At 69.1% G+C, this 25,217-nt stretch carries 21 protein-coding genes and 1 tRNA gene; 4 read left to right on the top strand and 18 right to left on the bottom strand.

Annotated features, from left to right (window positions below):
• Position 1: 1 nt before the first annotated feature.
• Together rpsL and AC07FV_RS27830 are read right to left on the bottom strand one after the other, a co-directional pair.
• Entirely contained in the window at positions 2-373 is a 372-nt protein-coding gene (rpsL, locus tag AC07FV_RS27835) for a 30S ribosomal protein S12 (RefSeq protein WP_003948652.1), read from the bottom strand.
• Positions 374-663: 290 nt separating this feature from the next.
• A complete protein-coding gene (locus tag AC07FV_RS27830) occupies positions 664-1,695 on the bottom strand; it encodes a glycosyltransferase family 2 protein (protein WP_479090088.1) in 1,032 nt (343 codons plus the stop codon).
• Between the two features lie 101 nt (positions 1,696-1,796).
• Between AC07FV_RS27830 and AC07FV_RS27825 the strand changes: the two genes are divergently transcribed.
• Positions 1,797-3,089, top strand: coding sequence for a hypothetical protein (locus AC07FV_RS27825; RefSeq protein ID WP_479090087.1), 1,293 nt, complete (start codon positions 1,797-1,799; stop codon positions 3,087-3,089).
• A 24-nt stretch (positions 3,090-3,113) separates the two neighbouring features.
• Here the strand turns inward: AC07FV_RS27825 and AC07FV_RS27820 are convergent, their stop codons facing one another.
• The 12 genes from AC07FV_RS27820 to AC07FV_RS27765 form a co-directional block, all read right to left on the bottom strand.
• Positions 3,114-3,515 carry a hypothetical protein gene (locus AC07FV_RS27820; RefSeq protein WP_479090086.1) on the bottom strand — a complete coding sequence of 134 codons (402 nt, stop codon included), beginning with the start codon at positions 3,513-3,515 and terminating at the stop codon, positions 3,114-3,116.
• Positions 3,516-3,641: 126 nt separating this feature from the next.
• A complete protein-coding gene (locus tag AC07FV_RS27815; protein WP_053135573.1) occupies positions 3,642-7,541 on the bottom strand; it encodes a DNA-directed RNA polymerase subunit beta' in 3,900 nt (1,299 codons plus the stop codon).
• 97 nt (positions 7,542-7,638) lie between these two features.
• Positions 7,639-11,124, bottom strand: coding sequence for a DNA-directed RNA polymerase subunit beta (gene rpoB / locus AC07FV_RS27810; protein ID WP_053135571.1), 3,486 nt, complete (start codon positions 11,122-11,124; stop codon positions 7,639-7,641).
• Between the two features lie 587 nt (positions 11,125-11,711).
• Entirely contained in the window at positions 11,712-12,092 is a 381-nt protein-coding gene (rplL, locus tag AC07FV_RS27805; RefSeq protein ID WP_053135567.1) for a 50S ribosomal protein L7/L12, read from the bottom strand.
• 117 nt (positions 12,093-12,209) lie between these two features.
• Positions 12,210-12,740 carry a 50S ribosomal protein L10 gene (gene rplJ, locus AC07FV_RS27800; RefSeq protein WP_053135564.1) on the bottom strand — a complete coding sequence of 177 codons (531 nt, stop codon included), beginning with the start codon at positions 12,738-12,740 and terminating at the stop codon, positions 12,210-12,212.
• A 315-nt stretch (positions 12,741-13,055) separates the two neighbouring features.
• On the bottom strand, positions 13,056-13,898 hold the full coding sequence (locus AC07FV_RS27795; RefSeq protein WP_479090083.1) for an SCO4651 family lipoprotein: 843 nt from the start codon (positions 13,896-13,898) through the stop codon (positions 13,056-13,058).
• Between the two features lie 146 nt (positions 13,899-14,044).
• Entirely contained in the window at positions 14,045-14,851 is an 807-nt protein-coding gene (locus tag AC07FV_RS27790; protein WP_479090082.1) for an SCO4651 family lipoprotein, read from the bottom strand.
• Positions 14,852-14,992: 141 nt separating this feature from the next.
• Positions 14,993-15,718, bottom strand: coding sequence for a 50S ribosomal protein L1 (gene rplA / locus AC07FV_RS27785; protein WP_383641619.1), 726 nt, complete (start codon positions 15,716-15,718; stop codon positions 14,993-14,995).
• Positions 15,719-15,802: 84 nt separating this feature from the next.
• Positions 15,803-16,237 (bottom strand): 50S ribosomal protein L11, encoded by a 435-nt coding sequence (gene rplK / locus AC07FV_RS27780; protein WP_073725164.1) that lies wholly within the window; start codon positions 16,235-16,237, stop codon positions 15,803-15,805.
• A 182-nt stretch (positions 16,238-16,419) separates the two neighbouring features.
• Positions 16,420-17,271, bottom strand: coding sequence for a transcription termination/antitermination protein NusG (nusG, locus tag AC07FV_RS27775; protein WP_479090081.1), 852 nt, complete (start codon positions 17,269-17,271; stop codon positions 16,420-16,422).
• 80 nt (positions 17,272-17,351) lie between these two features.
• Entirely contained in the window at positions 17,352-17,633 is a 282-nt protein-coding gene (gene secE / locus AC07FV_RS27770) for a preprotein translocase subunit SecE (RefSeq protein WP_356601704.1), read from the bottom strand.
• Between the two features lie 108 nt (positions 17,634-17,741).
• A tRNA-Trp gene (locus AC07FV_RS27765) sits at positions 17,742-17,814 on the bottom strand.
• Between the two features lie 215 nt (positions 17,815-18,029).
• Here AC07FV_RS27765 and AC07FV_RS27760 point away from each other — a divergent pair.
• From AC07FV_RS27760 to AC07FV_RS27750, 3 genes are all read left to right on the top strand, one after another.
• Positions 18,030-19,256: a pyridoxal phosphate-dependent aminotransferase gene (locus tag AC07FV_RS27760; protein ID WP_384694822.1), complete on the top strand. Its 1,227-nt coding sequence runs from the start codon at positions 18,030-18,032 to the stop codon at positions 19,254-19,256.
• A 122-nt stretch (positions 19,257-19,378) separates the two neighbouring features.
• Entirely contained in the window at positions 19,379-20,443 is a 1,065-nt protein-coding gene (locus AC07FV_RS27755; RefSeq protein ID WP_479090079.1) for an adenosine deaminase, read from the top strand.
• Positions 20,444-20,611: 168 nt separating this feature from the next.
• Positions 20,612-21,244, top strand: coding sequence for an NAD(P)-dependent oxidoreductase (locus AC07FV_RS27750; protein ID WP_479090077.1), 633 nt, complete (start codon positions 20,612-20,614; stop codon positions 21,242-21,244).
• 15 nt (positions 21,245-21,259) lie between these two features.
• Here the strand turns inward: AC07FV_RS27750 and AC07FV_RS27745 are convergent, their stop codons facing one another.
• The 4 genes from AC07FV_RS27745 to AC07FV_RS27730 all read right to left on the bottom strand — a co-directional run bounded on the left by AC07FV_RS27745 (position 21,260) and on the right by AC07FV_RS27730 (position 24,982).
• The gene (locus tag AC07FV_RS27745; RefSeq protein ID WP_479090076.1) at positions 21,260-22,315 is read right to left on the bottom strand and encodes a UDP-N-acetylmuramate dehydrogenase; all 1,056 of its coding nucleotides are present in this window, start codon (positions 22,313-22,315) and stop codon (positions 21,260-21,262) included.
• Positions 22,316-22,408: 93 nt separating this feature from the next.
• The gene (locus AC07FV_RS27740; protein WP_479090075.1) at positions 22,409-22,789 is read right to left on the bottom strand and encodes a DUF3291 domain-containing protein; all 381 of its coding nucleotides are present in this window, start codon (positions 22,787-22,789) and stop codon (positions 22,409-22,411) included.
• Positions 22,790-22,822: 33 nt separating this feature from the next.
• A complete protein-coding gene (locus AC07FV_RS27735; protein WP_479090074.1) occupies positions 22,823-24,304 on the bottom strand; it encodes an MFS transporter in 1,482 nt (493 codons plus the stop codon).
• A gap of 105 nt (positions 24,305-24,409) precedes the next feature.
• Positions 24,410-24,982, bottom strand: coding sequence for a TetR/AcrR family transcriptional regulator (locus tag AC07FV_RS27730; RefSeq protein WP_479090072.1), 573 nt, complete (start codon positions 24,980-24,982; stop codon positions 24,410-24,412).
• Between the last annotated feature and the right edge of the window lie 235 nt (positions 24,983-25,217).

The following is a 25,217-nucleotide window of genomic DNA, read 5'->3' as shown; positions in this document are numbered from 1 at the left end:
CTTACTTCTCCTTCTTGGCGCCGTAGCGGCTGCGGGCCTGCTTGCGGTTCTTCACACCCTGGGTGTCAAGCGAACCGCGGATGATCTTGTAGCGAACACCCGGCAGGTCCTTCACACGGCCGCCGCGCACGAGCACGATGGAGTGCTCCTGCAGGTTGTGCCCCTCACCCGGAATGTAAGCAGTGACCTCGATCCCGCTGGTCAGACGCACACGCGCGACCTTACGCAGGGCCGAGTTCGGCTTCTTCGGGGTGGTCGTGAACACACGCGTGCAGACGCCGCGACGCTGGGGCGAACCCTCGAGTGCGGGCGTCTTGTTCTTCTCGACCTTGTCCTGCCGGCCCTTCCGGACCAGCTGCTGGATCGTAGGCACTACTTCTCCGGTTTCTGTGTGCCGAATGGTGAAGCTAACCTGAGACTTTGCCGACCCACGCGGTCGGGTGTGTCGGAGCCGCGGACCCTTGCCGCCAAGGCGGAAGAAGCGCGGATCACGGTGGCCGGTGACGACCCCCACCGCGGTTGAAAGGCACGCACGGGGGCCAGGGCACACCCCAGGCACAAGGTCTGAGCGTACCTATCGCATTCGCTGCGGTCAAAACAAATGCGCTGGACCGACAGCGCCACCCTTTCCGTCCCGGTACGTACCGTTCGGTACCGGCCGCCTCAGGCCCTGGGGGCGGGCACCCGCACCCCGTTCTCCCCGGCCGCGCCCTGCCCCGGCGCCGCGGGCGCGGTCGGCACTGCCGTGTCGTGCCGGACGAAGTACGTCGGCCGGTTCTGCACGGCGGTGTAGATGCGCCCGACGTACTCGCCGAGCAGACCGACGCAGATCAGCTGCACCCCGCCGATGAACACGATGCCGGTGAACAGGGAGGTCCAGCCCGGCACCGTCCGGCCGAGCGCGAAGGCGGTGAGGGTGTAGACCAGCAGCCCCAGGCAGACGACGAACGCGCCGGCGCCCAGCCAGGTCGCGATGCGCAGCGGGGCCGCGGAGAAGCCGGTGACGCTGTCGACCCCGAGCCGGATCATCCTCCCCAACGGGTACTTGGTCCGCCCCGCCGTGCGCGGCGCCCGCTCGTACGTCACCTGCCCGCTCGGGAACCCCAGCCAGGGCACCAGCAGCCGGTAGACCCGCTGCTGGTCCGGCAGGGCCTTCAGGGCGTCGACGGCGGCCCGGCTCAGCAGCCGGAAGTCCCCCGCCTGGGCCGGGACCGAGGGCCCCGCGAGGCGCCGCATGAGCCGGTAGTAGCAGCCCGCCGTCCACCGCTTGAACCCGGAGTCGCTGCTGCGGTCGTCGCGGACGCCGTAGACGATGTCGAGGCCCTCGGCGCGGGCCAGCGCCAGCATGTCGGGGATCTTCTCCGGCGGGTCCTGGAGGTCGGCGTCGAGGCTGACCACGTAGGTGCCCACGGCCCGGTCCAGACCGGCCGTGAGGGCCGCCTGGTGCCCGGAATTGCGCCGCAGCGCGACCACGCGCAGCTCCGGCCAGCCCAGCCGGAAGGCGGCGAGCAGCTCCGCCGTGCGGTCCCCGCTGCCGTCGTCGACCGCCACGACCTCGTGGGCGACGCCCAGCTCCGTCAGGACCGGGCGCAGTCGACTGACCAGCGCGGGGAGGACCTCTTCTTCGTTGTACATCGGTATGACGACCGACAGCACGACCGGTCCGTGCCGCTCCGCGTCCCGTTCCTCGGGCACCGCGCCTCCCCTCACCCTGATCCTGAGCACAGATGTGCGACTCTTGTGCGATCTTATGGCAGCAATTGACGCATGAGCACGGACCGAGGGGGATGACAGCCATGGACACGGCTGCCGACGACACGGTGACCGACAGGCCCGCCGGCGCACCGGACGGGCAGCCCGAGGACCGTCCGGAACGCTCCTGGCGGACCTGGCCTCCCGTCCTCCCCGACCGCGCCCGCCCCTACCTGCCCGCACTGGCCCTGTACGGCGTCACCAAGCTCGTCGGCCTCGCGGTCTTCGCGTCGCTGCTGGAGTACGCCGGGGACTACGAGGGCAAGAACCCGCGCTTCGGCGGCGGCGCCCACTGGTGGGACGTCCTGGCCACCTGGGACGGCTGGTGGTACCTCCAGGTCGCCGAGCACGGCTACAGCCCCTCCCTGGTACGGCTCGGCGGCGACGGCCTGTTCACCGTCCAGCAGAACTCGGTCGCCTTCTTCCCGCTCTACCCGTCCCTGATCCGCATGGTCTCGGAGGTCACCGGCCTCGGGCTGTACGGCGCCGGCATCCTCGTCTCCGTCGTCTGCTCGTTCGTCGCGGCCGCGGGCATCTTCGCCGTGGTCCGCCTGGTGGCCGGGGCCCGCGCGGGCACGATCGCCGCCGGGCTGTGGGCCGTCGCGCCCGGCGCGGGCGTCGAGTGGGCCGTGTACTCCGAGTCCCTGTTCGTCGCCATCGCCGCCTGGGCCTGCTACGCGGTGATGACCGGGCGCTGGGTGACGGCCGGGCTGCTGGCCTTCACCGCGGGCCTGAACCGGCCCACGTCCGCCGTCCTGATAGGCGCCGTGGGCCTGGCCGCCCTGGTGACCCTGGCCCGCCCCGCCTCCCGGCGCGAGCACGGCGTACGGGGCCCGGTGTACGCCATGGTCGTGGCGCCACTGGGCCTGCTCGGCTACATCGCCTGGGTCGGCTACCGCACCGGCGAGGCCACCGCGTACTTCACGCTCCAGCGCGAGGGCTGGGCGCACTTCTTCGACTACGGCGCCTACACCCTGGACGTGCTGCGCAACCTCGCCGTCGGCAAGGGCGACTACGTCTTCGCCTTCTCCACCCCGGACCTGCTCTCCCTCCAGCTGGTCCTGGCGCTGCCCTTCCTGATCGCCCTGATGCTGCGCAAGAAGCCCCCGCTGGTCCTGGTCGCCTACACGCTGGCCACGATCATCACGGTCCTCGGCACCCAGCAGATGTTCGGCAACACCATGCGCTACCTGCTGCCGGCCTTCCCCCTGCTCCTCGCGCCGGCCGCGGCCCTCGCCCGCCTCAGGCTCCCGAGCCTCGCGGTCTTCTTCACCACGGCCGCGCTCGCCTCCGGCTGGTACGCGCACTACGTCATCTTCGAACTGGGCGTGCCGTAGCCACCGTGCGGTGCGGCGGCGCCGTCACAGGGTGAAGAGCAGCCCCGTCACCGACGCCACCCACATCGCCCCCATGACGACCGTCAGGGCTGTGTCGTACCCCACCCGCCGGGTCGCCTCGAACAGCAGCATCGCGCGCTCCGGCCTGCCCGGCTCGTGGACGACCTCCACCACGTCCCCCACCTCCACCGGCGGGACGGAGTACCGCGACGAGCGGACCGTGAGCTGCTGGCCGGCTCCGGCGAAGTACGTGCAGACGGCGCCCACGTGACCGCCGCTCGGCCAGTAGTGGCTGACGCACTCGCCCTCGACGCGGGTGCCCGCGGACTCCAGTCGCCTCGCCTTTCGCAGGGCGTACAGGTTGGTGCCCAGCACCAACGACGAGCCGCACACCATGACGACGAGGAAGATTCCTATCGCGAGCACGACGACTCCAGGGACGGAAGGCGGATGGTGCGGAGAACGGACGACGCACGTGATTCTGCCCCACGCCCGTGCACGCCGAAGGGCGGCCACCCCGTGGGGTGACCGCCCTTCGTTCAACCTGCCCGCTTACTGGTTGTACGGACCGTAGTCGTAGTCCTCCAGCGGAACGGCCTGGCCGGAGCCGGTGCCGAACGGCGAGTAGTCGATGTCGTCGTAGCCGACGGCCGAGTACATCGCGGCCTTGGCCTCCTCGGTCGGCTCCACCCGGATGTTGCGGTAGCGGGACAGACCCGTACCGGCCGGGATGAGCTTACCGATGATGACGTTCTCCTTGAGGCCGATGAGGCTGTCGGACTTGGCGTTGATCGCCGCGTCCGTCAGGACTCGGGTCGTCTCCTGGAAGGAGGCGGCCGACAGCCAGGATTCCGTCGCCAGCGAGGCCTTGGTGATACCCATCAGCTGCGGACGACCGGAGGCCGGGTGACCGCCCTCCTGGACCACACGACGGTTCTCGGTCTCGAACTTCGAGCGCTCGACCAGCTCGCCGGGGAGCAGCTCCGCGTCGCCCGACTCGATGATCGTCACGCGGCGCAGCATCTGCCGGATGATGATCTCGATGTGCTTGTCGTGGATCGACACGCCCTGCGAGTTGTAGACCTTCTGGACCTCGCCGACCAGGTGGACCTGGACGGCACGCTGACCCAGGATGCGCAGCACGTCGTGCGGGTTGGTGGCACCCACGGTGAGCTTCTGGCCCACCTCGACGTGGTCGCCCTCGCCCACCAGCAGACGGGCACGCTTCGAGATCGGGAACGCCGTCTCGTCGCTGCCGTCGTCGGGAGTGACGACGAGCTTCTTCGTCTTCTCGGTCTCCTCGATCCGGACGCGGCCGGAGGCCTCGGAGATCGGGGCGACGCCCTTCGGGGTACGGGCCTCGAAGAGCTCGACGACACGCGGCAGACCCTGCGTGATGTCGTCACCGGCCACACCACCGGTGTGGAAGGTACGCATCGTCAGCTGGGTACCGGGCTCACCGATGGACTGGGCGGCGATGATGCCGACCGCCTCACCGATGTCGACCAGCTTGCCGGTGGCCAGCGAGCGGCCGTAGCACATGGCGCAGGTGCCGACCTGGGACTCGCAGGTCAGGATCGAACGGGTCTTGACCTCCTCGACGCCGTTGGCGACCAGGGCGTCGATCAGGACGTCACCGAGGTCGACGTTGGCCGGCGCGATCACCTTGCCGTCGATGACGACGTCCTCGGCGAGCATGCGGGCGTACACGCTGGTCTCGACGTCCTCGGCCTTGCGCAGCGTGCCGTCCGCGTCGCGCGTGGCGATCGGCAGCTTGAGGCCGCGCTCGGTGCCGCAGTCCTCCTCGCGAATGATGACGTCCTGGGAGACGTCGACCAGACGACGGGTGAGGTAACCCGAGTCGGCGGTACGCAGGGCGGTGTCCGCCAGACCCTTACGGGCACCGTGCGTGGAGATGAAGTACTCCAGCACGGACAGGCCCTCACGGAACGAGGCCTTGATCGGACGCGGGATCGTCTCGTTCTTGGCGTTCGACACGAGACCACGCATACCGGCGATCTGACGCATCTGCATCATGTTGCCTCGTGCACCCGAGTTCACCATCATGAAGATCGGGTTGGTCTTCGGGAAGTTCTCGTTCATCGCCTCGGCGACCTCGTTGGTCGCCTTGGTCCAGATCGCGATGAGCTCCTGCGTGCGCTCGTCCTTGGTGATCAGACCGCGCTCGTACTGCTTCTGGACCTTCTCGTCCTGAGCCTCGTAGCCCTTGACGATCTCCTTCTTCGCCTCGGGGACGACGACGTCGGAGATGGCCACGGTGACGCCGGAACGGGTCGCCCAGAAGAAGCCGGAGGCCTTCAGGTTGTCGAGCGTCGCCGCCACGATGACCTTCGGGTACCGCTCGGCGAGGTCGTTGACGATCTCGGAGAGCTGCTTCTTGCCGACCTCGTAGTCGACGAAGGGGTAGTCCTCGGGCAGCAGCTCGTTGAAGAGCGCGCGGCCCAGCGTGGTCTTCAGGGTGAAGGTGTCACCCTGCTGCCACTCCGGCTCACCCTCCTCGCGGGCCGGGGGCTCCCAGCCGCGGGGCGGGATGGTGCCCACCGGGAAGCGGATGTCGACCTTCGACTGGAGCGACAGGTCGCCCGCGTCGAACGCCATGATCGCCTCGGCGGCGGACCCGAACGCGCGGCCCTCGCCCTTGAGGTCCCGGCCCTCGCCGTCGGTGGTGAGGAAGAACAGACCGAGGACCATGTCCTGGGTCGGCATCGTCACCGGACGGCCGTCGGCCGGCTTGAGGATGTTGTTCGAGGACAGCATCAGGATGCGGGCCTCGGCCTGCGCCTCCGCGGAGAGCGGCAGGTGGACGGCCATCTGGTCACCGTCGAAGTCCGCGTTGAACGCGGTGCAGACGAGCGGGTGGATCTGGATGGCCTTGCCCTCGACCAGCTGCGGCTCGAAGGCCTGGATGCCGAGGCGGTGCAGCGTGGGCGCACGGTTCAGCAGAACCGGGTGCTCCGCGATGACCTCTTCCAGCACGTCGTACACGACCGTGCGGCCGCGCTCGACCATGCGCTTGGCGCTCTTGATGTTCTGCGCGTGGTTCAGGTCGACCAGGCGCTTCATCACGAACGGCTTGAAGAGCTCCAGCGCCATGGCCTTGGGCAGACCGCACTGGTGCAGCTTCAGCTGCGGGCCGACGACGATGACGGAACGCGCCGAGTAGTCGACTCGCTTGCCGAGCAGGTTCTGACGGAAACGACCCTGCTTGCCCTTGAGCATGTCGCTCAGGGACTTCAGCGGGCGGTTGCCGGGACCGGTGACCGGGCGACCGCGACGACCGTTGTCGAAGAGGGCGTCCACGGCCTCCTGGAGCATGCGCTTCTCGTTGTTCACGATGATCTCGGGCGCGCCGAGGTCGAGAAGCCGCTTCAGGCGGTTGTTGCGGTTGATCACGCGGCGGTACAGGTCGTTCAGGTCGGAGGTCGCGAAGCGGCCACCGTCCAGCTGCACCATCGGACGCAGGTCCGGCGGGATGACCGGCACGCAGTCCAGCACCATGCCCTTGGGGCTGTTGCTGGTCTGCAGGAACGCGGAGACGACCTTGAGGCGCTTGAGCGCACGGGTCTTCTTCTGGCCCTTGCCGGTGCGGATGATCTCGCGGAGGCGCTCGGCCTCCTCGTCGAGGTCGAAGGACTCCAGGCGCTTCTGCAGCGCGGCGGCGCCCATCGAGCCGTCGAAGTACGTGCCGAAGCGGTCACGCAGCTCGCGGTAGAGCAGCTCGTCGCCCTCGAGGTCCTGGACCTTGAGGTTCTTGAACCGGTTCCACACCTCGTCGAGGCGGTCGATCTCGCGCTGCGCACGGTCGCGCAGCTGCTTCATCTCGCGCTCGGCACCCTCGCGCACCTTGCGGCGCACGTCGGCCTTGGCGCCCTCGGCCTCCAGCTCGGCGAGGTCCGTCTCGAGCTTCTTGGCGCGGGCCTCCAGGTCGGAGTCGCGACGGTTCTCGATCTGCTGACGCTCGACGGAGACGTGCGCCTCCAGGGACGGCAGGTCGCGGGTACGACGCTCCTCGTCCACGAACGTGATCATGTACGCCGCGAAGTAGATGACCTTCTCGAGGTCCTTCGGGGCGAGGTCGAGCAGGTAGCCCAGGCGCGACGGGACGCCCTTGAAGTACCAGATGTGGGTGACGGGGGCGGCCAGTTCGATGTGGCCCATCCGCTCACGGCGCACCTTGGCGCGCGTGACCTCGACGCCACAGCGCTCACAGATGATGCCCTTGAAGCGGACGCGCTTGTACTTGCCGCAGTAGCACTCCCAGTCCCGGGTCGGACCGAAGATCTTCTCGCAGAAGAGTCCGTCCTTCTCGGGCTTGAGCGTGCGGTAGTTGATCGTCTCGGGCTTCTTGACCTCGCCGTGGCTCCACTGACGGATGTCGTCAGCGGTGGCCAGGCCGATCCGGAGCTCGTCGAAGAAGTTGACGTCGAGCACTATGCGTCAATCCCTCTCAGGGTTGTAAGTCTGTGGTCTGAAACGGGGGTCGCGGGATCGGCGGGGCCTCTGCGTGAGAGGCCCCGCCTGACTCCCGTCAGACCTCTTCGACGCTGCTCGGCTCGCGCCGCGACAGGTCGATGCCGAGCTCCTCCGCAGCGCGGAAGACGTCCTCGTCGGTGTCACGCATCTCGATGGACATGCCGTCCGAGGACAGCACCTCCACGTTGAGGCACAGGGACTGCATCTCCTTGATGAGCACCTTGAAGGACTCGGGGATGCCGGGCTCAGGGATGTTCTCGCCCTTGACGATGGCCTCGTAGACCTTCACGCGGCCGGTCACGTCGTCGGACTTGATGGTCAGCAGCTCCTGGAGGGCGTACGCGGCGCCGTAAGCCTCCAGCGCCCACACCTCCATCTCACCGAAGCGCTGGCCACCGAACTGGGCCTTACCACCCAGCGGCTGCTGGGTGATCATCGAGTACGGGCCGGTCGACCGGGCGTGCAGCTTGTCGTCGACCAGGTGGTGGAGCTTGAGGATGTACATGTAGCCGACCGAGATCGGCTCCGGGAACGGCTCACCCGAGCGGCCGTCGAACAGCCGCGCCTTGCCGGACGGGAGCACCATGCGCTCGCCGTCGCGGTTCGGGATGGTGTGCTGGAGCAGACCGGCCAGCTCGTCCTCACGCGCACCGTCGAAGACCGGGGTGGCGACGTTGGTGCCGGGCTCGACCTTGTCGGCGCCGATGGCCTGCAGACGCTGGGCCCACTCCTCCGCGAGGCCGGAGACGTCCCAGCCGCGGCTGGCGAGCCAGCCGAGGTGGATCTCCAGGACCTGTCCCGGGTTCATTCGGGACGGGACACCCAGCGGGTTCAGGATGATGTCGACGGGCGTGCCGTCCTCCAGGAACGGCATGTCCTCGATCGGGTTGATCTTGGAGATGACGCCCTTGTTGCCGTGGCGGCCGGCGAGCTTGTCACCGTCGGTGATCTTGCGCTTCTGCGCCACGTACACGCGCACCAGCTGGTTCACACCGGGGGGAAGCTCGTCGCCCTCCTCGCGGTCGAAGACGCGGACGCCGATGACCTTGCCGATCTCACCGTGCGGCACCTTCAGGGAGGTGTCGCGCACCTCGCGCGCCTTCTCACCGAAGATCGCGCGGAGCAGACGCTCCTCCGGGGTCAGCTCGGTCTCGCCCTTGGGCGTGACCTTGCCGACGAGGATGTCGCCGGCGACGACCTCGGCACCGATGCGGATGATGCCGCGCTCGTCGAGGTCGGCGAGGACCTCCTCGGAGACGTTCGGGATGTCCCGGGTGATCTCCTCGGGGCCGAGCTTGGTGTCACGGGCGTCGACCTCGTGCTCCTCGATGTGGATCGAGGAGAGGACGTCGTCCTGCACGAGGCGCTGCGACAGGATGATCGCGTCCTCGTAGTTGTGACCCTCCCACGGCATGAACGCGACCAGCAGGTTCTTGCCGAGCGCCATCTCGCCGTTCTCGGTGGCCGGACCGTCGGCCAGGACCTGGCCCTCGATGACCCGGTCGCCCTCGGCGACGATGACCTTCTGGTTGACCGAGGTTCCCTGGTTGGACCGGGAGAACTTGGCCAGGCGGTACGTGATGTACGTGCCGTCGTCGTTGGTCGTGGTGATGTAGTCCGCGGAGACCTCCTGGACCACACCCGCCTTCTCGGCCTTGACCACGTCGCCGGCGTCGGCGGCGGAGCGGTACTCCATGCCGGTGCCGACCAGCGGGGACTCGCTCTTGATGAGCGGCACCGCCTGACGCATCATGTTCGCGCCCATGAGGGCACGGTTGGCGTCGTCGTGCTCGAGGAACGGGATCATGGCGGTCGCGACCGACACCATCTGGCGCGGCGAGACGTCCATGTAGTCGACGTCGTCACCGGGGACGTAGTCGACCTCTCCGCCACGGCGGCGGACCAGGACGCGGGCCTCGGAGAAGCGCATGTCGTCGTTGAGCGTGGCGTTGGCCTGCGCGATGACGAAGCGGTCCTCCTCGTCGGCGGTCAGGTAGTCCACGTCGTCCGTGACCTGGCCGTCGACGACCTTGCGGTACGGCGTCTCGATGAAACCGAAGGGGTTGATGCGGCCGTACGAGGCGAGCGATCCGATCAGACCGATGTTCGGGCCTTCGGGCGTCTCGATCGGGCACATGCGGCCGTAGTGCGACGGGTGCACGTCGCGGACCTCGAAGCCGGCCCGCTCACGGGAGAGACCACCCGGGCCGAGGGCGTTCAGACGACGCTTGTGCGTCAGCCCCGACAGCGGGTTGTTCTGGTCCATGAACTGGGACAGCTGGCTGGTGCCGAAGAACTCCTTGATGGAGGCGACGACCGGCCGGATGTTGATCAGGGTCTGCGGCGTGATCGCCTCGACGTCCTGGGTGGTCATGCGCTCGCGCACGACGCGCTCCATACGGGCGAGACCCGTACGGACCTGGTTCTGGATCAGCTCGCCGACGTTGCGGATGCGGCGGTTGCCGAAGTGGTCGATGTCGTCGGTCTCGACGACGATCTCCCGGCCCGACTCGCCGACCGTCTCGGTCTCACCGGCGTGCAGCTTCACCAGGTACTTGATGGTGGCGATGACGTCGTCGGTGGTGAGGACGCCGGCGTCCAGGGGCTCGTCGGCGCCGAGCTTCTTGTTCACCTTGTAGCGGCCGACCTTGGCGAGGTCGTAGCGCTTCGGGTTGAAGTAGAGGTTCTCGAGCAGCGTCTGAGCGGCCTCACGCGTGGGGGGCTCGCCCGGACGCAGCTTGCGGTAGATGTCGAGCAGCGCGTCGTCCTGGCCCTGGGTGTGGTCCTTCTCCAGGGTGGCGCGCATGGACTCGTACTCGCCGAACTCCTCCAGGATCTGCTCGGTCGTCCAACCGAGAGCCTTGAGCAGGACGGTCACGGACTGCTTGCGCTTGCGGTCGATGCGCACACCGACCATGTCGCGCTTGTCGATCTCCATCTCCAGCCAGGCACCCCGGGACGGGATGATCTTGGCGGAGAAGATGTCCTTGTCGGACGTCTTGTCGATGGAGGAGTCGAAGTAGACACCCGGCGAACGGACCAGCTGCGACACCACGACACGCTCGGTGCCGTTGATGACGAAGGTGCCCTTGTTGGTCATGAGCGGGAAGTCGCCCATGAAGACCGTCTGGGACTTGATCTCGCCGGTCTCGTTGTTGGTGAACTCGGCGGTGACGAAGAGCGGGGCCGCGTACGTGAAGTCGCGGTCCTTGCACTCGTCGATGCTGTTCTTGGGGGGCTCGAAGCGGTGGTCGCGGAACGTCAGCGACATCGACCCGGAGAAGTCCTCGATCGGCGAGATCTCCTCGAAGATCTCTTCCAGACCGGACTTGGTGGGGACGTCCTGACCGGACTCCAGAGCCGACTCGACGCGAGCCTTCCAGGCGTCGTTGCCGAGCAGCCAGTCGAAGCTCTCGGTTTGCAGCGCGAGAAGGTTCGGAACCTCGAGGGGCTCCTTGATCTTTGCAAAGGAGATGCGCAGCGGGGCGGTGCTGGCAGCGTTGTTCGTATTCGCGGTCGAGGCATTGCGCGAGGCGGCCAAGAGGGGGTCCTTCCGAGGGCTCGGACTCACTACGCGCGTACCGGCCCCTCTTCCGTGCACGAAGACAGGGGGTGTCTGATGTGGCCGAAGAGCCAGGTCAGACATGCTCTGGTCGTCAGTGCTCGGGCGAGGGTAGACCCCTGGTGACGGGCAGGGGGCAGCTAACAGGCAGCGCAAAGGGACAGTGTAGCCACTTGGCTCACTGATGTCCAGTGCGGTTCTCGGGGACCGTGTTCGCTCCTCGTTGTTCTCACCACCTGCGGCAAGGCCTCGCCCTCAACGCACGTTGATACTGCCCTCTTCGCCGTCGATCCATGCCTCGGATTCGGATCCTTTGACGACGCCCTGAGAATTGCGCGCTGCGTGCTGTTCGTCAAGGCCCCCCTAGGCCCGAACCGGTCGCCTCCAGCGGCTCTCAGGGCCCTGGAGACGGCACGACGAAGATCACCCTACTCTCCGCCGTCACGCGTGCAAGGCAGCCGCCGCCGCACCCTCGGATACGCCGAAGAGCGACCACCCGGATGGATGATCGCTCTTCGGTGCTACGGCGTTACAGACCCTGACGGATCCGTGGTGCCGGTGCGGTCTTACTTGACCTCGACGGAGGCGCCGGCGCCCTTGAGGGACTCGGCGGCCTTCTCGGCGGCGTCCTTGGCGACCTTCTCGAGGACGGGCTTCGGGGCGCCGTCCACGAGGTCCTTGGCCTCCTTGAGACCCAGGGAGGTCAGCTCACGCACGACCTTGATGACCTGGATCTTCTTGTCGCCGGCACCGGTGAGGATGACGTCGAACTCGTCCTTCTCCTCCTCGGCGGGGGCGGCGGCGGCCGGGCCGGCCGGGGCGGCGGCGACGGCCGCGGCGGCGGTGACGTCGAACTTCTCCTCGAAGGCCTTCACGAACTCGGAGAGCTCGATGAGGGTCATCTCCTCGAACTGGGCGAGCAGGTCGTCCTGGCTGAGCTTCGCCATGATGGCGGTCCTTCCACTATTCGGCAGGGGGTGCCGGATGTACTGGGTGAGGCGGGCGTACGTCGGGCCCGCTGTGACCCGCGCCGCTAGGCGGCGTGAGTCAGAAAGCGAGCCGAGTTACTCGGCACCGCCCTGCTCGTCCTGCTTGGCACGGAGCGCGTCCACGGTGCGGACGAGCTTCGAGGGAAGCGCCTGGAAGAGCTGAGCAGTCTGCGTCTGCTTGCCCTTGAAGGCGCCCGCCAGCTTGGCGAGCAGAACCTCGCGGGACTCGAGGTCCGCAAGCTTCTTGATCTCGTCGGCGGACAGCGCCTTGCCGTCAAGGACACCGCCCTTGATGACGAGGTTGGGGTTGTCCTTGGCGAAGTCGCGCAGACCCTTCGCCGACACCACCGGGTCACCGGTGATGAAGGCGACAGCCGTCGGACCATTGAACTGGTCGTCCAGCGTCGTGATCCCGGCCTCGTTGGCCGCAATCTTGGTCAGCGTGTTCTTCACCACGGCGTACTGGGCGTTCTCACCGAGCGACCGGCGCAGCGTCTTGAGCTGCGCCACGGTGAGACCGCGGTACTCGGTCAGCACGGCGGCGTTGGAGCTGCGGAACTTGTCCGTCAGCTCGGCAACCGCGGCAGCCTTGTCGGGCGTCGCCATAGAGCCTCGGCCTCCTTCCGGGTGATTCGGACCGCGCGGACCCGAAGGAGGACTGGGGAAAACGAAACGCCCCGGCGCAGGCGCACGGGGCGTGGCTCGACCGTCTGGCACACCCAAGGGGTGTGAGGTCCGGGAGCTCATCCACAGTCACCTGCGCGGGTCGTCCGCAGTTCAGCGGATCCTTCGGCCACCGTGCCCTCCGAGGAGCACACGGCAACGACCAGCGGTCTTTGGCTTCTGGTGAAGCGTACGTGAACGGGGCAGTGTCGAGCAAATCCGCCCGTGGGGCCACCCGGGCGGCGGGCGGCCGACGGGTCAGCCCTGCTCGCCCTCCTTCATCATCTCCGCCAGGTCGACCGTGTCCTTGGCCGGCGGGGCGGTGACCTTCACGGGCTCGTTGACGTCGAGGAAGGTGAAGGTCATGTCCAGCGGACCCTTGTCGGCCTCACCCTGCATGCGGAACTGCTTGGTCTGTTCGTCCCCGTCGATCCACATGTCCATCGTGAGCTTGTCGAGGCCCATCTTCTCGTACTGCTCAAGGCTCTTCTGGCGCTTCTCCCGGGTGGCCTCGTCCTCGTCCCCGAGGCTCTTCTCCAGGTCGGCGAGGGTCACGGTGCCCCTGTAGCGGGTGGTCTCGACGCCGTCGACCGTCTCCGTGCCGACCTTCTCCACGTCCTTGGCACCGGTGAGGAAGGTGGACTCGGCCGCCGGGTTCCTGTCGGCCTGGGAGGCCCCGCCCAGCTGGTTCAGCTCGTCCTCGGCCCCCATGGCGGCCAGGTCGAACTTCATCCAGCTCTTGCCGTCCATCTCCTTGGCCGCCGCGGCGCCGCCGCCGATGTACATGGCCTTGTCGACGAGCCGGATCTCCGCCTTGGCGTCGGCGCCCTGGTCGAGCGCCATCATCTTCATGCTCATCGCGAGCGTGGGCTTCAGCTGCATCTGGGCCTCGGCCTCGACCCGGCCCTCCTCGGGAGCCCGCCCGGTCATGCGGTAGTGGAGGGACTTGATCTCCTCCGTGTTCTTCGCCGCCTTGGCGACGGCCGCGGCCGGCGTCATCTTCGGGGACTCCTCGCCCCCGTCGGAACAGCCCACCGCGCCGGCGGCGAGCAGCAGAGCGGTCAGACCGGCGCCCACGGGCACGCGTACGGACGTCTTCATGGATCCCCCCACGGAAACACGCTTCACAGGGCACACGGACTGCGCACTGCTTCTTCACAGCAAGGACGCGAGCGTAGCGGAGATGGTTCGAACGATCTTGTGATTTATGCGGGGCGGTCCGCGGGAGCACGGCGGCCGGAGACCGGTCAGGAGCCGTCGTCCCGCGTCTTCAGCAGTTCCCTGAAGTCCGCCGTGTCCGCGGCCGGCGGGCGCTTCGGGGCGACGCCTGTGCCGTAGTCGCTGTAGTACGCGGTCTGGGTCAGTTTCCCGGTCTCCGTCCGGCCCCGCTCGACCTTCTTGACCAGCAGGTCCCGGTCGTCCACCCAGATGTCGACGGTGCGGGCGGTGGCGCCGCCGACCGTGCCGGTCCAGTGCGTGGTGCGCCGGCCGCGGGTCGTCTCCGCACCGACCTCGCGCACGTCCTCGGCCTCCAGCAGGGCCCGCACCGCCAGGTGCGGGGTGGTCTCGCGCAGCTGGTCCGCGAAGCCGCCGCCCGCGTCCGGACCGAGGGCGTCCAGATCCGCGTAGGCGTACCTGATCCAGTGCCGGCCGCCCACCCGGTCGGCGAAGCGGTCGCCGAGTCTGGCGTAGTAGGCGTCGGGCAGGTAGCGGGCCTCCAGGGCGGTGGTGCCGAGCCGGCGCATCATCTCGGCGGTCGTGCCGCCCGTGTACGTGATCGTCAGGGTGCCGGTGAGGTCGTCGCGCCAGCCGAGGGTGCCGGCGGCCTTCAGGGACAGTTCCCCGCCCATGACGGTCGTGGACTCGACCCTGGCCGAACCGGCCCGTCCGGTGGCCCGCTCCACGGCGCGCAGGGGCCGGGTCGACGGGTCGGTGGCGCGGGCGGCGTCGGAGGAGGGGGCGGACCCGGCGGCGGAGGTGCAGGCGGTGACGGAGACCAACGCGGTCGTCAGCGCGATCCGGAGGACCGTACGGCGTGCCGTCGTGCGCGTCATCCGCCCCACCCCTGTACGCCGTATGCGAGTTCGCTGCCCGCACGCTAGCCCAGCGGGCCGGGGTCCGTACCGGAAAAGCGGAACGGGCCCCGCACCTCGGAAGGTGCGGGGCCCGTGAACCCTGGGGGTTGAGCCGTCGGCTCAGACCGCCGCCGGGTCCTCCTCGACGAGGAGGTTGCGGGTGCGGTTGGAGTCCAGCGGGATGCCGGGGCCCATCGTGGTGCTGATGGCGGCCTTCCGGATGTACCGGCCCTTGGCGGCGGACGGCTTCAGACGGAGGACTTCCTCCAGCGCCGCGCCGTAGTTCTCCACCAGCTTGGTGTCGTCGAACGACGTCTTGCCGATGATGAAGTGCAGGTTCGAGTGCTTGTCGACGCGGAACTCGATCTTGCCGCCCTTGATCTCGGTCACGGCCTTGGCCACGTCCGGGGTCACGGTGCCGGTCTTCGGGTTCGGCATCAGACCACGCGGGCCGAGGACGCGGCCGAGGCGGCCGACCTTGCCCATGAGGTCCGGGGTGGCGACGACGGCGTCGAAGTCCAGACGGCCCTTCGACACCTCGTCGATCAGTTCGTCGGCGCCGACGATGTCGGCGCCCGCGGCACGCGCGGCCTCGGCACGGTCACCGGTCGCGAAGACCAGGACCCGGGCGGTCTTACCGGTGCCGTGCGGGAGGTTCACGGTGCCACGGACCATCTGGTCGGCCTTGCGCGGGTCGACACCCAGGCGGAAGGCGACCTCGACGGTGCTGTCGAACTTGGTCGTGGAGGTCTCCTTGGCGAGACGGACGGCCTCGAGCGGGGCGTAGAGCTTGTCCCGGTCGATCTTCTCGTCCGCAGCGCGGAGAGACTTGCTGCGCTTGCTCACTACTGCTCCTGTTGGCTTCTGAGGAGTCGTGGTCCGGGCCGAGCAGGCCCTGCCACTACTACTGCTGGTGTACGGGGGTGGAGGTCAGCCCTCGACCGTGACGCCCATGGAGCGCGCGGTACCGGCGATGATCTTCTCCGCCTGGTCCAGGTCGTTGGCGTTGAGGTCGGGCATCTTCGTGGTGGCGATCTCACGGACCTGCTCGCGGGTGATCTTCGCGACCTTGGTCTTGTGCGGCTCGCCGGAGCCCTTCTCCACGCCCGCGGCCTTGAGGATCATCTTCGCGGCCGGCGGGGTCTTCGTGATGAAGGTGAAGGAGCGGTCCTCGTAGACCGTGATCTCCACCGGGATGACCCAGCCACGCTGCGACTCGGTCGCGGCGTTGTAGGCCTTGCAGAACTCCATGATGTTGACGCCGTGCTGACCCAGCGCGGGGCCGACCGGCGGGGCCGGGTTCGCGGCACCGGCCTGGATCTGGAGCTTGATGAGCCCCGTGACCTTCTTCTTCTTGGGAGGCATAGCTCTCCGGGTCCTTTCGATTCGGGTCCTGCCCGCATCCGGGGGCGACCCGGACACAGGCATACCGCACAACGATAACGGGTATAGATGCGCGGCCAAAAACCGAGCAGGTCAGGCAGGGCGCGAACGCCCGCCTGACCGGCTCGGAAGCAGTACGTCCAGAGAAGGACCGGGGTGCGGTGCTAGTTCTTCTGGATCTGGTCGAAGCTCAGCTCGACCGGCGTCTCGCGGCCGAAGATCTCGACGAGGCCCTTGACCTTCTTCGAGTCGGCGTTGATCTCGTTGATCGTGGCCTGCAACGTCGCGAACGGGCCGTCGGTGACGGTGACCGAGTCGCCGACCTCGAAGTCCAGGACCTGGACCTCGACCTTGCGCTGCGGAGCGGGCTTGCCCTCGGCCTCGGCGGCCTCGCGGGCGGCCTTCTCCTCGGCCTCGGGGGCGAGCATCTTGACGATCTCGTCCAGCGTCAGCGGGTACGGGTCGTAGGCGTTGCCGACGAAGCCGGTGACGCCGGGGGTGTTGCGGACGACACCCCAGGACTCGTTGGTCAGGTCCATGCGGACCAGGACGTAACCCGGCAGCTTGTTCTGGCGGATCGTCTTGCGGTCGCCGTTCTTGATCTGGACGACCTCTTCCTGCGGCACCTCGGCCTGGAAGATGTAGTCCTCGACGTTGAGCGAGACGGCGCGCTGCTCGAGGTTGGTCTTCACGCGGTTCTCGTAACCGGCGTAGGTGTGGATGACGTACCACTCGCCGGGGAGGACGCGCAGCTCCTGGCGGAGCGCCTCGATCGGGTCGAGCTCGGGCTCGGGCTCCGCGGCCTCGTCCGCCTCTTCGGCGGTCTCGTCCTCGGCCGGCTCGGCGGTCTCGTCCTCGACGTCCTCGTCGGTCTCGTCCGCGACGACGGCGTCGTCGGCAGCCTCGGTCTCGGCGGAGACCTCGGTGTCCTCGTTGTCGGCGCCCTCGACGGTGCCGAGCTCGTCCTCGACGGACTCGACCGGCTCGATGGCGTCGTTCACGTTCGGGTCAGACACTGTGGCTGCTTCTTCCTGGATACATAGGGGTGGAACACGCGAAAGGGGCGCCGGGTACCTCGGCGCCCTTCGCTCTCGACTCAGCCGAAGACGTACTTGGCGGCGTGAGAGAAGCCATAGTCAATCAGAGTCACCAGGCCGATCATGATGACCACGAAGATGATCACCACGGTCGTGTACGTCGTCAGCTGGTTGCGAGTCGGCCAGACGACCTTGCGGAGCTCCGCGACGATCTGGCGGTAGAAGAGGGCGAGGCGCTTCAGGGGGCCCTTCTTGGCACGCTTGCCGCCCTTGCGGGACTTCTTGTCCGGCGCCTCGTCCTGGGCATCAGGCATGTCGATGGAGCCCACGGCGTCCGTCACTCGTCCTCACCTGATTCCGGGTCGTGGCCGTGCCGCGCCCGGTCTGAGCCGCACGGCGGTGCATTGCTGTACGTACATGCGCACACATCCTGGCGAAGGTGTGTGTAGCAGGGCCGGAGGGACTTGAACCCCCAACCGCTGGTTTTGGAGACCAGTGCTCTACCAATTGAGCTACGACCCTTTGTGTGTCCCCCAACGTACCGCATCCGCCCGGGTGCTTGGTGTGCACCGAGTGACCGCGGGCCGGTGAAGGCCAACGAGGTGAGAGTGTACGTGCTCACGGGCCGGGCGTCGAACAGAAAGCACGCCCGGACTGATGTTCAGGACGGGACCCGGTCCTGTTCAGTCCGTGAAACCCCTGTGCCGGGGAGGTTTCCGGTCTGGAACGATGGGGCCATGAGCGCTGCAACCCCACCCACCGAGCGCCGGGTCTCCGCCCGAGTCGGCTCGATCTCCGAGTCCGCCACCCTCGCCGTGGACGCCAAGGCCAAGGCCCTCAAGGCCGCCGGGCGTCCGGTGATCGGCTTCGGCGCAGGCGAACCCGACTTCCCGACGCCGGACTACATCGTCGAGGCCGCGATCGAGGCCTGCAAGAACCCGAAGTTCCACCGGTACACGCCGGCCGGCGGTCTGCCCGAGCTGAAGGCCGCGATCGCCGCGAAGACGCTGCGCGACTCCGGCTACGAGGTCGACCCCTCGCAGATCCTCGTCACCAACGGCGGCAAGCAGGCCATCTACGAGGCGTTCGCCGCGATCCTCGACCCGGGCGACGAGGTCATCGTCCCGGCGCCGTACTGGACCACGTACCCGGAGTCGATCCGGCTGGCCGGCGGTGTGCCCGTCGAGGTCGTCGCCGACGAGACCACCGGCTACCGGGTGAGCGTCGAGCAGCTGGAGGCGGCGCGCACGGAGAAGACGAAGGTGGTCCTCTTCGTCTCCCCGTCGAACCCGACGGGCTCGGTGTACTCCGAGGCCGAGACCGAGGCCATCGGCCAGTGGGCCGTCGAGCACGGCCTGTGGGTGCTGACGGACGAGATCTACGAGCACCTCGTGTACGGCGACGCCTTCTCCGTTTCCCTGCCGGCCCTGCTGCCCGAGCTGCGCGACAAGTGCATCGTGGTCAACGGTGTCGCGAAGACGTACGCGATGACCGGCTGGCGGGTCGGGTGGGTCATCGGCCCGAAGGACGTCGTCAAGGCCGCGACGAACCTCCAGTCGCACGCCACGTCCAACGTGTCCAACGTGGCCCAGGCGGCGGCGATCGCGGCGGTCTCCGGCGACCTGGACGCCGTGGCGAAGATGCGCGAGGCCTTCGACCGGCGCCGCCAGACCATCGTGCGGATGCTCAACGACATCGACGGCGTGCTGTGCCCCGAGCCGAAGGGCGCGTTCTACGCCTACCCGTCGGTGAAGGCGCTCCTCGGCAAGGAGATCCGCGGCAAGCGTCCGCAGGACTCCGTCGAGCTGGCCGCGCTGATCCTGGAGGAGGCCGAGGTCGCGGTGGTGCCGGGCGAGGCCTTCGGCACGCCCGGGTACCTGCGGCTGTCGTACGCGCTCGGTGACGAGGACCTCGTCGAGGGCGTGAGCCGGATCCAGAAGCTGCTGGCGGAGGCCAGGGACTGACCTCCCCCGCTTCCCGCAGGGCACTCCGTGGCTGCACGGGGTGCCCTGTTTGTTTGTGCGAGCAAGACCACGTACGGGGAAAGTGCTGTCGGGTCGGGCGTGTCGTGCGGCAGGATCACGGAATGGAGCGTGTACGTGATGTCTCTGAACTGCCCAAGGCCCATCTCCACCTGCACTTCACCGGATCGATGCGGCCCGCGACCCTGCTGGAGCTGGCCGACAAGCACGGCGTGCGTCTGCCCGAGACGCTGACCGAGTCGCTGGGCCGCGGGGAGTCGCCGAAACTGCGGGCGACGGACGAGCGGGGCTGGTTCCGCTTCCAGCGGCTGTACGACGCGGCGCGGTCGTGTCTGCAGGAGCCGGAGGACATCCAGCGACTGGTGCGGGAGGCCGCGGAGGAGGACCTGCGGGACGGCTCGGGGTGGCTGGAGATCCAGGTCGACCCGACGTCGTACGCGCCGCGGCTGGGCGGGCTGATCCCGGCGCTGGAGATCATCCTGGACGCGGTGGAGACGGCCGCGCGGGACACCGGGATCGGCATGCGGGTGCTGGTCGCCGCGAACCGGATGAAGCATCCGCTGGACGCGCGGACCCTGGCCCGGCTGGCGGTGCGGTACGGGGACCGGGGCGTCGTCGGGTTCGGTCTCTCCAACGACGAGCGGCGGGGCATGGCCCGGGACTTCGACCGGGCGTTCGCGATCGCCCGGGAGGGCGGGCTGCTGTCGGCTCCGCACGGCGGCGAGCTGACCGGTCCGGCGTCCGTGCGGGACTGCCTGGACGACCTGGAGGCCGACCGGATCGGGCACGGGGTGCGGGCGGCGGAGGACCCGCGGCTGCTGAAGCGGCTCGCCGACCGGCAGGTGACGTGCGAGGTGTGTCCGGCGTCGAACGTCGCGCTCGGCGTCTACGAGAAGCCGGAGGACGTGCCGCTGCGGACGCTGTTCGCGGCGGGGGTGCCGATGGCGCTGGGCGCGGACGACCCGCTGCTGTTCGGGGCCCGGCTGGCCGCCCAGTACGAGTTCGCCCGGGAGCACCACGGTTTCACGGACGCGGAGCTGGCGGAGCTGGCCCGGCAGTCGGTGCGGGGGTCGGCCGCGCCGGAGGACGTACGACGAAAGCTGCTGGCGGGGATCGACGACTGGCTGGCCGACGAGGGCGTCGCGCCGACGTCCCAGGGCCGGCGCTGACGAGGGGCCGGACCCGGCGGGCGTGCCGCGCTCGAGGCGGACTCGACCGGCGGGTGAGTGCCCGGTCCCTTCAATGGGCCTTGAAGGGGTGGGAGGCGGTGCGCCGATGAGTCAGCGCTCATCGGCCGGCGCCCGCCCCGGACGCCGCCGCGCGGAAGGGAGTACGCCATGAAGCTCACCGTCTTCGGTGCCACCGGAGGCACCGGCCGGGAGGTCGTCCGGCAGGCCCTCGACGCCGGGCACCACGTCACGGCCGTCGTGCGCGACCCCGCGCGGCTGCCCGGGAGCGGCGAGCGTCTGGAGGTGGTCCGCGCCGATCTGGACGACCTCGCCTCGGTGCGGACCGCCGTGGCCGGGCGGGACGCCGTGCTGTCCGCGCTGGGCCCCCGTCGTCGTGCCGATGCCGGTGTGGTGGCACGGCTGACCCGCACGGTGGTCGGCGCGATGGAGGCGGAGGGCGTGCGCAGGCTGCTGGTGGTCAGCGCCATGCCGGTGGGACCGCGGGCCGAGGGCGAGGGGCTGCTGGACCGGGGGGTGCGGGGCGTGATCTCCACGGTGTTCAAGGAGGTCTACGCCGACCTGCGCGTCATGGAGGACGACCTGGCGCGCGGTGACACGGAGTGGACGGTGGTCCGGCCGCCCCGGTTGCAGGACAGGCCGCTGACCGGCCGGTACCGGACGGTGGTCGGCGGTTTCCCGGCCAGGGGGCGCTTCCTCGGGCGCGCCGAGGTGGCCCACGCGATGCTCGCGATGACCGGCGACCCGGGGACGGTGCGGCAGGGCGTGGGGATCGCCTACTGATGCCCTCGGCTTCGGCTAGAGGCTGACGCCGACCGTCACCGGCTCGTTGACCAGCGTGATCCCGAAGGCCTCGTGGACGCCGCCGACGACCTCGCGGGCCAGGGCGAGCAGATCCTCGGTGGTCGCCTCGCCCCGGTTGGTCAGGGCGAGGGTGTGCTTGGTGGAGATGCGGGCGGGTCCGCTGCCGTACCCCTTGGTGAAGCCGGCCTTGTCGATCAGCCAGGCGGCGGACGTCTTGATGCGACCCTCGCCCGCGGGGAAGGCGGGCGGCTCGACGCCGTCGCCGAGGCGCTCGTCCACGCGCGCGCGGAAGGCCGCGAACTCCTCGTCCGTGAGGATCGGGTTGGTGAAGAACGACCCCGCCGACCAGGTGTCGTGGTCCTCCGGGTCCAGGACCATGCCCTTGCCCGCGCGCAGCTTCAGCACGCTCTCGCGGGCGGTGGCCAGTGGCACCCGGTCACCGGGCTCGACGCCCAGGGCGCGGGCCGTCTCCGCGTAGCGCAGGGGCGCGGAGAGGCCGTCGGCGTCCTCCAGGGCGAAGCGGACGCGCAGGACGACATAGCGCTCCGGCTCGGCCTTGAAGCGGCTGTGCCGGTAGGAGAAGGCGCAGTCGGCGTTGGCGAGGGTGACCGTCCGGCGGGACCGGCGGTCGTACGCGATGACCTCGGTGATCGTGGAGGAGACCTCCTGGCCGTACGCCCCGACGTTCTGGATGGGGGTGGCGCCGGCCGAGCCGGGGATGCCGGCCAGGCACTCCACACCCGCGAGTCCGGCCTCGGCGGTGCGGGCGACGGCGTCGGTCCAGATCTCGCCGGCCGCCAGCTCCAGCGTGGTCCCGTCGAGGGTGAGGCCGCGGGTGGCGAGGTGCAGGGCGGTGCCGTCGAAGCCCTTGTCGCCGATGACCAGGTTGGAGCCGCCGCCGATGAGCAGCAGCGGCGTGCCGGTGTCGTCGGCCTCGCGGACGGCGGCGATCACCTCGGCGTCGGTGGTGGCGGTGACCAGCCGGGTCGCGGGTCCTCCCAGCCGGAAGGTGGTCAGCGGGGCGAGGGGGGCGTCATGGAGTTCCTGCACGCGCTCAAGACTACGAGACGGCACCGACAGCCCCGGGCAGCGGGAAACGCCCCGGCCGGTCGACCGGAGCGTTTCCTCTCTCGTCCTGGGTGCTCATGTCAGGCGCCGTCGGACCTCCGCCCAGCTCACCGGCAGGTCGTCACCGGACGCGGGCCAGGTGGCGAACTCGGCGTCCCTCATCTGTCCGGACAGGCCCCGGGCGGACGGCGCGTGGGCGCCGGAGCGGGCGAAGGCCTTGAGCGCCTCGGGCGTCTCCCAGGCGGACAGGGTCCAGAAGGTCCGCCGGAAGGGCTCCGCCTTCAGGGAGGCCCCGTACGCTCCCGGGGCGCTTCTGACCTGCCGCCACACGCGCGGCGTGGCCGCCAGGAACTTCAGCGCCCCCCAGAGGGTGCGGGTCTCGAAACGGGAGGCGAAGACGTGGACCTCGGTGCCCCGCGGCGGCCGGTGCGGCACGGTCCAGGGAAGGGTGGGCATGTCGGCTCCTTTCGGTTCCGTCGCTCGTGTACGTCAGCGGGACGCCGTGTGCCCGGTGCCGGCCGGCGCCGACTCGGCCGCGGGTACGGGCTCCGTCCCCACCTCGACCGTGTCCGGCTCGGCGCCGCGGCGGCGCCCGGGGACGAACAGGGCCGCGACGCCTCCCAGGGCCACGATCCCGGCGCCCGCCGCGACCGCGGGCCGCAGTCCGTCGACGAAGGCCTGCGGGGTCTCGTAGCCGCCCTGGGCCGAGAAGATCGATGCCATGACGGCGATGCCGAGCGCTCCGCCCACCTCGCGCAGGGCGTTGTTGGCGCCGGAGGCGATGCCCTGCTCCTTCGCGGTGACGCTGGACATCACGAGCGCGGAGGCGGGGGCGAAGTACAGGGCCATGCCGATGCCGCTCAGGATCAGGCCGGGCAGCTGGCTGCCGTAGGAGGCGTCGGTGGTGACCACGTAGGCGAGGTGGCCGAGGCCGGCCGCCTGGAAGAAGAGCCCGGCGGCGACCACCGGGCGCCCTCCGACGCGGTCCGAGAGGATGCCGGCGATCGGCGCGACCAGCATCGGCATGCCGGTCCAGGGCAGCATGCGCAGGCCCGCCTCGGTCGGCGAGTAGCCGAGCACGTTCTGCATGTACTGGCTGAGCAGGAAGATCGAGCCGAACATCCCGAGGAACATGAGCAGGCTCGCCGCGTTGATGCCGGAGAAGGCGCGGGAGCGGAAGAGGCGCATGGGGAGCATGGGGTTCCTGGCGCGTATCCCGTGGTGGACGAACCCGGCGAGCAGCGCGACCCCGGCGAACAGCGCCGTCAGCACCACCGGGCCGGTCCAGCCGTCGACGGGCCCGCGGACCAGGCCGTAGACGATGCCGAAGAGTCCGCCGCTGGCCAGCAGGGTGCCGGGAAGGTCGAGCGGTGCGCCGTTCCCGTACGACTCGTTGAGGCGGAGGCGGGCGAGCGGCAGCAGCGCGAGGCCCAGTGGCACGTTCAGCCAGAAGATCCACTGCCAGGAGACGTGCTCGGTGAGGCTGCCGCCGACCAGGGGACCGGACGCGACGGCCAGCCCGTTGACCGCACCCCAGATGCCGTACGCCATCCCGCGCCGCTCGGCGGGCACGGCGGCCGTGAGCAGGGTCAGCGTCAGCGGCATCATGATCGCCGCGCCGACGCCCTGGACCGCGCGGGCCGCGATCAGGGAGTCGAGGCCGGGCGCCATGGCCGCGACGGCGGAGGCGGCGGTGAAGACGGTGAGGCCGACGACGAAGAGGCGTCGGCGGCCGAAGCGGTCGCCGAGAGCCGCCCCGAACATCAGGAGGACGGCGAAGGTGAGCGTGTAGGCGCTGACGGTCCATTCGAGGTCGTGCATCGCCCCGCCCAGATCCTCACGGATGGAGGGCAGGGCGGTGGTGACGACGAGGTTGTCCAGGGCCGCCATGAAACCGGCGATGCTGGTGATGACGAGGGCCCAGACCGCTCCCCCGCCGCGTGAGCCGCGTTGCGTGCCGTGCTGTGACATCTCTCCCCCAGAGGGTGTGCACTGCTTGCTTGCCATTTGGTTAGTAATTGATGACTAACTTTCGCGGTCGTACGAGAGCACGCTCCCGCACGCCTCCGACCGCCCCTACGCGCCTTCCTGGCCTTCTTTGAGGCGCGCCGAGATGTAGAAGCCGTCCCAGATCCGGTGCCCCGACGGGAAGCCCATCCCGGCCAGCGCGTTGATGAGCATGCCGTACGCCATGAAGGTCGTCGTCTCGGAGACGTCCCCGCCCAGAGGCAGGTGCACGGCGTCCCAGAGCTCCAGCCAGCCCTTGCGCACCATCTTGCCGAACTCGTGGTCACCGGCCGCCTCGGCGGCGGCGACCGCGACGTACACCTGCAACTGCATCTGGAGCTTCTCGGGGTGGTCGGCGATCAGCCGCATGTAGGCCTCGGCCATGGCGTGCAGGGCCTCTTCGCCGTGCAGGCCGTCGGAGGCCTCCACGAAGACCTTGCGCGTGTCCTCCAGGCAGCGCTCCGCGACCGCCAGGAAGATCGCCTTCTTCCCCGGGAAGAGCCGGAAGAGGTACGGCTGGGACACCCCCACCCGCTTGGCGATGGCCTCCGTGGAGGTGCCGTAGAAGCCGCCCTGGGCGAACTCGCTCGTCGCCGCCCGGATGACGCTCTCGCGCCGCTCCTCCGCACTCATCCTGACCATGCTTCGAAGTTAGTACTCAATCACTAACTACGTCAAGGGAAGCGAGGGAAGGCGATGAGTAAGGGGCGTTCCCCATGGAGAACGCCCCTTACCAGACCTCAGATCCCGCGCCCCGGGGCCACGCCAGCCGTACGACGGCCCGGGACATGCCGAGGACCTTCTGGCCGGCGCTGGTGGCGGTGAGGTCGACGCGGACGGTGTGGTCGTCGAGCTTGGCCGCGACCTTGCCGCTGAC

This window comes from Streptomyces sp. NPDC045956 (assembly GCF_056430705.1).
This window is presented reverse-complemented; position numbering and strand designations above follow the sequence as displayed.